Source organism: Acidimicrobiales bacterium (genome assembly GCA_035546775.1).
Lineage (GTDB): Bacteria > Actinomycetota > Acidimicrobiia > Acidimicrobiales > JACCXE01 > JACCXE01.
The window spans coordinates 1-10,338 of record DASZWD010000053.1; the positions used below are offsets into that span (position 1 = coordinate 1).

At 69.6% G+C, this 10,338-nt stretch carries 13 protein-coding genes; 11 read left to right on the top strand and 2 right to left on the bottom strand.

All coding sequences use genetic code 11. The annotated features are described in order from the left end of the window. The 9 genes from VHC63_12985 to VHC63_13025 form a co-directional block, all read left to right on the top strand. On the top strand, positions 1-762 hold a 762-nt coding region (locus VHC63_12985), incomplete at its 5' end, for a hypothetical protein (GenBank protein HVV37517.1). Next, entirely contained in the window at positions 759-1,727 is a 969-nt protein-coding gene (locus tag VHC63_12990; protein HVV37518.1) for a hypothetical protein, read from the top strand. The genes VHC63_12985 and VHC63_12990, both read left to right, overlap by 4 nt. Beyond that, a complete protein-coding gene (locus VHC63_12995; GenBank protein HVV37519.1) occupies positions 1,724-3,400 on the top strand; it encodes a hypothetical protein in 1,677 nt (558 codons plus the stop codon). The genes VHC63_12990 and VHC63_12995 overlap by 4 nt, the downstream gene beginning before the upstream one ends. A gap of 5 nt (positions 3,401-3,405) precedes the next feature. Then, positions 3,406-4,590: a serine hydrolase domain-containing protein gene (locus tag VHC63_13000; protein ID HVV37520.1), complete on the top strand. Its 1,185-nt coding sequence runs from the start codon at positions 3,406-3,408 to the stop codon at positions 4,588-4,590. Between the two features lie 12 nt (positions 4,591-4,602). Continuing rightward, the gene (locus tag VHC63_13005; GenBank protein ID HVV37521.1) at positions 4,603-5,313 is read left to right on the top strand and encodes an alpha/beta fold hydrolase; all 711 of its coding nucleotides are present in this window, start codon (positions 4,603-4,605) and stop codon (positions 5,311-5,313) included. Beyond that, positions 5,300-5,653 (top strand): DUF1801 domain-containing protein, encoded by a 354-nt coding sequence (locus VHC63_13010; GenBank protein ID HVV37522.1) that lies wholly within the window; start codon positions 5,300-5,302, stop codon positions 5,651-5,653. The genes VHC63_13005 and VHC63_13010 overlap by 14 nt, the downstream gene beginning before the upstream one ends. Continuing rightward, complete coding sequence (locus VHC63_13015) at positions 5,650-6,486, top strand: SMP-30/gluconolactonase/LRE family protein (protein ID HVV37523.1); 837 nt, start codon at positions 5,650-5,652, stop codon at positions 6,484-6,486. Before VHC63_13010 ends, VHC63_13015 begins: the two co-directional genes overlap by 4 nt. Before the next feature lie 5 nt (positions 6,487-6,491). Then, the gene (locus VHC63_13020) at positions 6,492-7,235 is read left to right on the top strand and encodes an aminoglycoside phosphotransferase family protein (protein HVV37524.1); all 744 of its coding nucleotides are present in this window, start codon (positions 6,492-6,494) and stop codon (positions 7,233-7,235) included. Between the two features lie 45 nt (positions 7,236-7,280). Next, positions 7,281-7,484: a DUF2188 domain-containing protein gene (locus VHC63_13025; protein ID HVV37525.1), complete on the top strand. Its 204-nt coding sequence runs from the start codon at positions 7,281-7,283 to the stop codon at positions 7,482-7,484. 65 nt (positions 7,485-7,549) lie between these two features. Here VHC63_13025 and VHC63_13030 read toward each other — a convergent pair whose 3' ends face one another. After that, positions 7,550-8,401 (bottom strand): acyl-CoA thioesterase domain-containing protein, encoded by an 852-nt coding sequence (locus VHC63_13030; GenBank protein ID HVV37526.1) that lies wholly within the window; start codon positions 8,399-8,401, stop codon positions 7,550-7,552. After that, a complete protein-coding gene (locus VHC63_13035) occupies positions 8,398-8,790 on the bottom strand; it encodes a DUF427 domain-containing protein (protein ID HVV37527.1) in 393 nt (130 codons plus the stop codon). Before VHC63_13035 ends, VHC63_13030 begins: the two co-directional genes overlap by 4 nt. Before the next feature lie 25 nt (positions 8,791-8,815). Here VHC63_13035 and VHC63_13040 point away from each other — a divergent pair, with 25 nt between their 5' ends. Both VHC63_13040 and VHC63_13045 read left to right on the top strand, forming a co-directional pair. After that, positions 8,816-9,904, top strand: a complete 1,089-nt coding sequence (locus VHC63_13040) for an S-(hydroxymethyl)mycothiol dehydrogenase (protein ID HVV37528.1) — start codon at positions 8,816-8,818, stop codon at positions 9,902-9,904. Continuing rightward, positions 9,901-10,338: MBL fold metallo-hydrolase (locus VHC63_13045; protein HVV37529.1), on the top strand; the 438-nt coding region annotated here is incomplete at its 3' end. The genes VHC63_13040 and VHC63_13045, both read left to right, overlap by 4 nt.

The following is a 10,338-nucleotide window of genomic DNA, read 5'->3' on the forward strand; positions in this document are numbered from 1 at the left end:
CTGGCGGCGTCGGTGCGCACGCGCGTCACCAAGGCGCAACCCGAAACGGCGCGTCTGCTCGCCGCGGTGTCGCGTGCGAGTCTGCGTCACCCCTACAGCGCGGAGGTGCCCAACGTGTGGTGGAAGGCGCGCCGCCGCGGCGCGTGGCTGCGGCCGGCGACGGCGGCCGCGCTCGTGCTGCTCGTCGGCGCCGCATTGCTGTCGAGTTGCTCGTCGGGCGGCGGGGCTAAGGCCGATCCGATCGTCGCGTTCCCGACGCGCCTCGCCCCGGCGAGCGTCGCCGGGCTCGAGGTACGCGAGGAGCCGAAGGCCGCCGACGCGTATCTCAAGGGCGCGCGCGACCGCAACGTCATCGTCGAGCAAGGCAAGGTGCTGTCGTTCAACAAATCCGACCTCGTGCAGGCGGCGCTGCAAGTCGCGCAACTCAAGCGAGGTTTCGTAACCAGTGACGACGAGGTGTCCAAAGCCATCGCGCACAGCGTCGGCAACGTGCACCAGCTGAGGTCGCAGCGCGGCCATGTGCTCTACAACACCGTCGACGGAACGCAGCGCGTGTACCTGTGGTTCCCGACGGTGAAGTCGATGGCGATCCTCGTGGTGCGCGCCGAGGTCAACAAGGGGGCGGCCGAGGCGCTCGCCCGTGCCCTCATCGACTACGGCGACGGCCGCGCCATCAACGACGTTGCGCTCGCTGCGGCGTTCGCCGACACGCCTGTGGCCACGACGGACACGACCGAGACGACGGAGACGATGGCACCGTGAAACCCCGCGCCCTGCTCGCGCTCGCGCTTGCGGCCGTGTCGTTGACGGCGTGCGGGCCGAAGACGCACCTGCACCTGTCGATGCGCACGGAGTCGATCACCGTGCCGCGGTTGGTGACGCCGGCGATCGAACTCGTCGCGCCCTCGGACCTGCCCACGGTGACGTTCCCCGACTTCCCGTCGGCCGGATCGCTCCTGCCGACGCTGCCGTCGGCGCCGCCAGGCAAGGTGGGTTGCCCACAGGCCGACGCCTTCGCGGCGCCCGAGGTACCCGCCGCGTTCGAAGTCACCGCACCACCGGCCGAGCAGACGGCGACGCAACTCGAGGTGGGCGCGTACTCGACGGCAGGGGGCCAGAGTCCGCTCGTCGGCGTCGTCACCGAGACGATAAAGCACCTGCCGAGCTCGAAGGCGTCGAACGGGCAGCGGGTCGACGGGTGGACCGTCGAGCGCACCGACGCAGCGCACAAGACGCGCTGGGTCGAGATCTACCAACTCGTCCACTCGTCGAGCGCACTCGCCGCGACGAGCGGCGGCGTGTACCTCGTGGGTCTGGCATGGGACGACCCGGTTCTCGGCCAACTGCGTTTCGACGCCGTCGGTAACGGCGTGCAGGTCCTGCCCAGTCCTGTGCAACGTGCTAGCAACGACGTGCAGTACGCCGGTGCCGCCACGGACCCGTCGACGCTCACCACCGTCGCCATCGTGCGCAACGTGCGCGGCCGCAAGAACGTCGACGCCTGCGGTGACCTGATCGACACCTGGACGGTGCAGATGACCGGCACGATCACGTCGACAAAGGCGCAGCGGGCGCTGACCTGGACGCAGCAGATCGCGACGGGATACGGCGCGGCGGACGTCGAGGACACATTCACCGTCGTCGACCCGCGCCATCAGCTGCTGTGGACCCGCACCGTGCGCAACACGGCGCTGCCTGCCGGCGGGCCTGAAACGGTGACGCCGTGACCGCGCGCATCCGCCGGCCGGGGAAGGGCGCGGGCGTCGCCAACCTCGCGATCGCGCTCGCCGTGCTCGCCGTGTTGCTGCCCCTGATCCTCCACGCGGCCACGGCGGCACCGCCGACTGCGGCCGAGTTCTCGCCCAACGCCAGGCAGGTGATCCGCAAGGCGCCGCCGGGTCAGGCGGCGTCGGTCAACGGGACGGGGAAGGGCAACGGCGACGGGGGCGGCGCGGCCTCGACGACATTGCCGACGAAGTCGGTGCCGCGCAATCAGGTCAAGCGCTGCGTTGGTCCTCCTCCATTGCGCCAGATCGACGACCCGCAGTCGCCGCCGTGCATCGCCTACTGGAGCGGCGACAACGGCGGCGCCACCGCCACGGGCGTCACCAAGGACGCCGTCTACATCGCCATCCCGACGCCGGAGAACAAGAAGTCGCAGTACGACGCGCTGTTCAAGTTCTTCAACAACCGCTTCCAGTTCTACGGCCGGCAGATGATCCCCGAGTTCTGCAATTCGAGTGGCGGTGGTTCGGGCTCGGACCAGCAGAACGAGCAGGTCGCCGACGCCGCGCTCGCTGCCGCCGGGTGCGGCGGGATGCCCAAGCCGTTCGCATCGCAGTTCTACCGCCAGGTCAACGGGGCGTACTACATGCCGCAGATGGCGTGTCGCTATCACACCATCGTGGTCGGCTCGTACTCGCCCTACGACAGCAAGTTCCTCAACCGCTGCGCGCCGTATCAGTACCAGTACCCGATGGAGACCGACGAGGAGTTCGCCAACGTCGGCGAGTGGATCTGCGGTCGCTTCGCCGGCGGTCGCAAGGCGCAGTGGTCCGACAGCCCGGACGCGCCGCGCAAGTTCGCCATCCTGCTCGAAACCTTCACCGACGACGACCCCGGCAGCCGGCTCGACGCGTTGAACCCGATGCAGGACAAGCTGCGGGCCTGCGGCGTCGACATCCCGGCCAAGGACGTCATCGTGAACCCGGTGCCGAACGCCTTCGACGCCGCGTCGGCGCAGAACGCCATGTTGCAGCTGCGCCGCGACAACATCACCAGCGTGATCTGCATGTGCAACTTCTTCTCGTTCGGCACGTTGCAGCGCGCCGCGACGACCAGCGCTTATCACCCCGAGTGGCTGACCTCGACCTTCGGCCTCAACGACGTGAACAGTTCGTTCACCCTCGGCGCCGGGACACCCGACCAGATGCGCCACACCTTCGGCGTGACGTTCCAGCCGCGCATCGTCAAGCCCCTGACCAACGTGTACAACGTCGCCCTCGAGGAAGGCGACCCATCGGTGGCGCCCGACACCACGTCGCTCGTCGAGGGCGAACTCGAGATCTACCGCGGCCTGTTCCTGCTGGCGACGGGCATCCAGATGGCGGGTCCGAAGCTCACGGTCGAGACGTTCCGCGACGGGCTGCGCAAGACCGTGTTCCCGAACCCGCTCACGCCGGCGCACGCGGGCTTCGTCGGCTTCCGTCCTGACGGCTACAGCATGACCAACGACGCCGCCGAGTGGTGGTGGAGCACGAACGACGTCGGACCCTTCAGCGACAGCCGCGCCAAGCGCGGCACCGTCTGCTACCTCGACGGCGGCAACCGTCACTCGCTGGGCAACTGGCCCAAAGGCGACGCGCCCTTCTTCCAAGAACCCTGCGACTCGGGAGCCTGAGACCTGTGACCTTCGACGCCGCGCGCCTGGCGCGCCTCGACAAGCACTTCGCCCGTTACGTCGACGACGGCCGGCTGCCCGGCTGGCAGTTGGCGCTGACCCACAAAGGTGACGTCGTGCACGAGTGCGTGTACGGCTGGCGCGACCGCGAAGCGAACCTGCCCGTCGAGCCCGACACCATCTGGCGTATTGCGTCGATGACCAAGCCGGTGGTGTCGGTGGCGGCGATGACGCTGTGGGAGGAGGGCGTGTTCGAACTCTCCGACCCGATCAGTAAGTGGATCCCGTCGTTCGCCGACGCGCGGGTGTACCAGAAGGGCGTCGGCCGCTCGCTGGTGACGACGCCCGCCGCCGAACCGGTGCGCGTGTGGCACCTGTTCACGCATACCTCGGGCCTCACCGCCGGCTTCCTCTACAACCACGTGGTCGACGCCATGTACCGCGACGCGGGCTACGAGTTCGGCGCGCCGCCGCATCCGAGCATCGCCGAGTGCGTCGAGGACTGGGCGCGCCTGCCGCTCCTGTTCGAGCCGGGCAGCGCCTGGGGCTACGGCGTTTCGCACGACGTGCTCGGCCGCCTGGTGGAGATCTGGAGCGGCCAGTCGCTCGACGCCGCCATCGACAGTCGCGTGTGCGCCCCGCTCGGCATGCGCGACACCGCGTTCTGGTGCGACGAGTCGCGCGGTGACCGCCTCGCCGCGCTGTACGCCATCGGCGACGACGACCGCGCGGTACGCGTGCCGGCGCCCGGCGTCACCGCAGGTCCACCGGCGATCCTGTCGGGCGGCGGTGGGCTGATCAGTACCGCGGCCGATTACTCACGCTTTGCCCGCATGCTCGGCGGCGGGGGAGCGTTCGACGGCACCCGGTTGCTGTCGCCGCGGACCGTCGCGCTCATGACGCAGAACCACCTCGCCGCCGACCTGGGCGCGCTGTCGACCGGCGGGTTCGCCGAGACGACCTTCGACGGCGTGGGCTTCGGTCTCGGCGTCGCCGTCAACGTCGATCCGATCAAGCAGCACAGCGTGTCGAACCCAGGCGAGTTCTTCTGGGGCGGCGTGTACTCCACCGCGTTCTGGGTCGACCCCGTCGACGACGTGACGTGTGTGTTCATGACGCAGCTCATGCCGTCGGGCTCGCACCCGATCCGCTCGCAGCTGCGCCAGATGGTCTACGCCGCGCGCGTGTGACAGCCTCGGGGGATGGCACCTCTCCCGTTGTTGCTGACGCACGGCTTCGCCAGTTCGAGCCACGCCTGGGCGCCCGTCGTCGCGGCGTTCGAACCCGAGCGGCGCTGCATCGCGTGGGACGTGCGGGGCCACGGTCAGGCCGACTATCCCGCTGATCCCGCCGAGTATTCGATCCCACTCACCCTCGGCGACATGGAGGCGATCCTCGACCGCGAAGAGATCGACCGCGCCGTGCTCGTCGGCCACTCGATGGGCGGGTACCTGTCGCTCGAGTTCCAGAAGGCGCATCCGTCGCGGGTGGCGGGGTTGGTGCTCGTCGGCACCGGACCCGGTTTCCGCAAGGACGACGCGCGCGAGAGCTGGAACGAGGTGTGCGAGACGTACGCGTCGATCTTTCAGAACAAGGGCTTCGACGGACTGCGGCCGAGCGCGGAGTTGGACGGCAGCGTGCACCGCGGCGTCGACGGGCTGATCAACGCGGCCCGCGGCATCCTGCGCCAACGCGACGCCGGCGTTATCGACAACTTGCCGAACATCGACGTGCCGACGCTCATCGTCGTCGGCAGCGAGGACAAACCGTTCCGCGCCGGCAGCGACTACATGGCCGCCAAGATCCCGGGTTCGCGCGCCGTGGTCGTCGACGGCGCACCGCACGCGCCGATGCTCACGCACCCCGAGATCTTCAACGCCGCACTCGCGGAGTTCCTCCATGTCGTCGGCTGAGATCGACGCCTACCTCGCGGGGGTCGAAGAGCCGGGCCGCTCGACGCTCGAAGAGATGCGGCGGCGCATCTTGGCCGTGATCCCCGAAGCCGAGCAGTGCATCTCGTACGCGATTCCCGGTTTCCGCGTCGAGGGCAAAGTCGTCGCTGGGTTCGCCGCGTTCCGGAACCACCTCAGTTACTTTCCGCACAGCGGTTCAGTTTTCGACCAATTGGCGGAGGAGATCGGCGGTTACGCGCACACGAAGAGTTCGCTGCACTTCGCGCTCGACAAGCCCCTGCCTAAGGCGTTGGTGAAGAAGCTCCTCAACGCCAAGCTGCGCCAGCTCGGCCTGCGATGAAGGCGACGCAGCTGACCGACGCGGTGGCGTACCACGGCGAGGGTCCCATGTGGGACGCCGCCACCGGGCGGCTGCTGTGGGTCGACCTGCACGCCGGCGACGTGCTGTCGACCGACGTCGACGGCACAACCACGCGCCAGCACTACGCGGACGTCGCCGCGTGCGTGGCGCCGCGTGCCGGAGGCGGGTATGTGGTGGCGACGGCGCGGGGGTTCAGTCTCATCGACGCCTCCGGCGCGGTCACGCCGGTGCCCGACGTGTGGGATGACACCGGGGTGCGTATGAACGACGGCGGCTGCGATCCGCACGGCCGGTTCTTTTGCGGGTCGATGGCGAAGGAGCAACCGGCGCCCGGCCGCGGCGCGATGTGGCGCTTGGACCCGGACCTGTCCGTCACGCAGGTGTTCGACGGCGTGACGATCTCCAACGGCCTCGAGTGGTCACCTGACGGTGCGCTTGCGTATTACAACGACACGCCGACGCAGCAGGTCGCAATGTGCGCGCCCGACCTGTCGTCGCGGCAACCGTTCGTCTCGATCGACGCCGCCGACGGTCACCCCGACGGCCTCACCGTCGACGCCGCGGGCGGCGTGTGGGTGGCGCTGTGGGGCGGATACGCCGTGCGTCGGTATGCACCTGACGGCGAACTCGCCGCCGTGATCGAACTGCCCGTCGCGCAGGTTTCGTCATGCGCCTTCGGCGGATCGGCGCTCGACACGCTGTTCATCACAACTTCCGCCGAGGGATTGCCGAACCCCGAGCCCGCAGCGGGCGCGTTGTTCGTGGTCCAGCCCGGCGTGCGCGGGATGCCGACGCGGACCTTCGCGGGGTAGTGGCGATGGACGCCGTCGAGATCGTCGTCGCCCACTCGGAGCGCGCCACGCTGCGCGTCGGCGACGTGTTCGTGAAGGTCGACGCCGATCAGTCGCGCCTCGACGTCGAAGTGGAAGCAATGGCGCTGGCTCCCGTGCCGACGCCCGCCGTCCTGTGGCGCAATCCGCCGGCGCTGGCGTTGGCCCGAGTGCCGGGCCGCGCCCTCGGCAAGTTCGGCGAGCCGTCGCCCGTCTCGCCGGCTGCTTGGACGGCGGCCGGCGCGGCCATTCGCACGCTCCACGACGCCCCGCTGCCGCCGTGGCCCGGCTGGTCGCCCGACGACTTCGCGGCGCGGCTCGACCACGAGTGCGCGTGGCTCGTCGACAACGACGTGTTGCCCCGCGACATAGTGACGCGCAACCGAGCCCTGGCCGAGACAGCGTTCCGGCCGTGGACGCCGGTGTTCACCCACGGCGACCTCCAACCCGACCACGTCTTCGTCGGCGACGACGACGCCGTGACCGGCGTCATCGACTGGTCCGACGCCTGCCGAGGTGACGGCCTGTTCGACCTCGCCGTCCTCACTCTCGGCCATCCGGAACATCTCGCGGACGTCGAAGCCGGCTACGGCACCGACGTCGACCGCGACGTCATTCGCGCCTGGTGGTTGCTGCGCTGCCTCGTCGCCGTCCGCTGGCTCGCCGAACACGGCTTCGGCCCCCTCGACGCCATGCCCGAAGTCGCCCTCCTACGATCACTGCGCACATGACGTGCTGATGGTTCGACTCCGGCGGTGATCGGGTACGCGCGGTGTATGCCTGACGTCCACATCATCCCTGACGGTGACCGCTGGAACATCAAGGTGGAGAACGGCGACGTCGTCGGCACCTTCGACACCCAGGAGGAAGCCGAACGCGAGGGCAAGACCTGGGCCCGCGCCAACGGTGGCGGCGAGGTATTCGTCCACCGCGACGAGGGCGAGTTCTCCCGCATCCGCAAAGGCGACGCCGTCAAGTAACCGTTCTGGTCCGTCTCACACAGAAAGACCCCGGCTGAAACGGACCAAAAGCTGGTGGCCCGCCGCTACAGGCGTGCCCGTTCTTCGATCTTCGATGCGGGGGCGTCGACGGCGCGGATCATCGCTTCCTGGGTGAACGACGCCATGAGTTGGCCCGTCTCGCGGAAGATCTGACCTCGTGCGTAGGACATGCCGGCGCCGATCTGCGTCGACTCGTGGTGGTACAGCAGCCAGCCGTCGGCCGTGACCGGCTCGTGGAACGCCACAGTGATCGTCATCGGCGCCGTCGACAACGTCACGTGAGACAGCGCGGTGCCGAGTCCCGCGTGCGGGAACAACGACGTCGAGATCGACAGGTGGCCGGTGAAGTGGGCGAGCAGGGCGCGCACGAGGTCGTCGCGCGTCGGGGCGGGGGAGTAGCGCAGCCACGCGTCGAGCACCGGCGGACCGACGTACGCCGGATCGTTCTCGTCGGCGACGCCCACCAGGCGCAGCTCGCGCCCGTCGAGCGGCATGGCGCGCGGGATCGCATCGGCGGGCGGCGCGGCGCTCGCCGGTAGGTCGGCGGCGCGCCGGACCACGTCGGGCTGCGGCACGTCGAGCAGCACCAGCGCGTCGGTCTTCACCCGCTCGCCTTGGCGGCCGACGACGCGCGCCGTCGCCACCGTCCGCCCGTTGCGCACGACTTCGACCGACAGCTCGATCGGGATGGCGGCGTCGATGGCGGACCCGAAGACCGCGTGCGCCGACCGCACCACCTTGCCCGGCACCGACTTCGACGCGGCCACGATCGACTGGGCGAGCACCTGGCTGCCGTCGATGACGGCGCGGTCGCCGGCGTCGTGCTCGCCGACGTAACGGTCCGGTGCGACGGCCTGCACGTCGAACACTTCGAGCATGCGGGCGAGCGAGCTCATCGCCCCGACACCGCCGGGGTGGCGGCGCCGATCGTCACGCTGACGCGCTGCTGGTAGAACGCGACGTAGCCCGTGATGCGCGCCACTTCGGTGTAGGGATCTTCGTAGCTCCAGGCGACGGGATCGCCGCCGTCTACCAGCGACCAGTGTGTGGCGAAACCCTTGTACGGGCAGCGCGTCACCAGCTCGTGCGATGCCAACGCGTCCATGTGCACCTCGGCGCGCGGGAAGTACACGACGAGTCCGTGGTCCTGCTCGTCGACGACGAGGCAGCGCTCGCTCGACGCCAGGAGCGTGTCGCCGGCGTGCACCTCGAACCGGTTGCGTCGTGCCAGCACGTCGACGCGGTAGTCGGGGCGGCTGACGTAACCGGAGTCAGAAGAGTCCATACCCCATTCTGCAAGGATCGGATGCATGAGTCATGAAGTGCGTGGGGTGGTGGCGCGGTCCGCGGGTGCGCCGGTGTCGATCGAGACGATCCTGGTGCCCGATCCCGGTCCCGGTGAAGCACTGGTCGACGTGCAGGCGTGCGGCGTGTGCCACACCGACCTCCACTACCGGGAGGGCGGCATCAACGACGACTTCCCGTTCCTGCTCGGCCACGAGGCCGCCGGTGTCGTCGCCGCCGTGGGCGACGACGTGACCGACGTGGCGCCCGGCGACTTCGTCGTCCTCAACTGGCGCGCCGTGTGCGGCGAGTGCCGCGCTTGCAAGAAGGGCAAGCCGCACCTGTGCTTCGCCACCCACAACGCCACGCAGAAGATGTCGCTGCGCGACGGCACGGTGCTGTCACCGGCGCTCGGCATCGGCGCCTTCGCCGAGAAGACGCTCGTGGCCGCCGGCCAGTGCACGCCGGTGTCCGCCGAGGCCGATCCGGCCGTTGCCGGGCTGCTCGGGTGCGGCGTGATGGCAGGTCTCGGCGCGTCGATGCTGACGGGCAACGTGCAGCGCGGCGACACCGTCGCGGTGTTCGGCTGCGGTGGCGTGGGCGACGCGGCGATCGCCGGGGCGAAGCTCGCCGGCGCGACGACGATCGTCGCCGTCGACCTCGACGACCGCAAGCTCGAGTGGGCCCGCCAGTTCGGCGCCACCCACACCGTCAACGCGTCACGCGACGACGTCGTCGACACGGTGCGCGCCCTCACCGGCGGCTTTGGGGCCGACGTGTGCATCGAGGCCGTTGGCAACCCGAAGGTGCTCGAGCAGGCGTTCTTCGCCCGCGACCTCGCCGGTACCGTCGTGCAGGTCGGCGTGCCGACGCCCGACATGCGCTTCCCCGACATCCCCATGATCGACTTCTTCGGCCGCGGCGGCGCGCTCAAGCCGTCGTGGTACGGCGACTGCCTGCCGAGCCGCGACTTCCCGCTGCTCGTCGACCTGTACCTCCAGGGCCGGTTGCCCCTCGCCGACTTCGTAAGCGAGCGCATCGGCCTCGACGGCGTCGAGGACGCCTTCGGGAAGATGGAGCGCGGCGAAGTCCTGCGCAGCGTCGTGGTGCTGTGATCGAACTCGTCACCACCGACGGCGTCTTCCGGCTCGACGGCGGCGAGTGGGAGGTCACCAACAACATCTGGCTCGTCGGCGACGATCGCGAAGTGATCGTGATCGACGCGGCGCACGACGCCGCTCCGATCGTCGCCGCCGTCAACGGCCGGCGCGTCAGTGCCATCGCGCTGACCCACGGCCACAACGACCACATCAACGCCGCCGTCGCCCTGCAGGACGCCGTCGACGCGCCGATCCTGCTCCACCCCGCCGACGCCATGCTGTGGCACGACGTGTATCCCGAGCGCTCACCCGACAGCCCGCTGGCCGACGGCGACGTGCTGCGCGCCGGCGGCAGCGAACTGGCCGTCATCCACACACCTGGCCATACGCCCGGCGGCTGCTGTTTCGCGCTGACAGGCCACGTCTTCAGCGGCGACACGCTCTTCTGC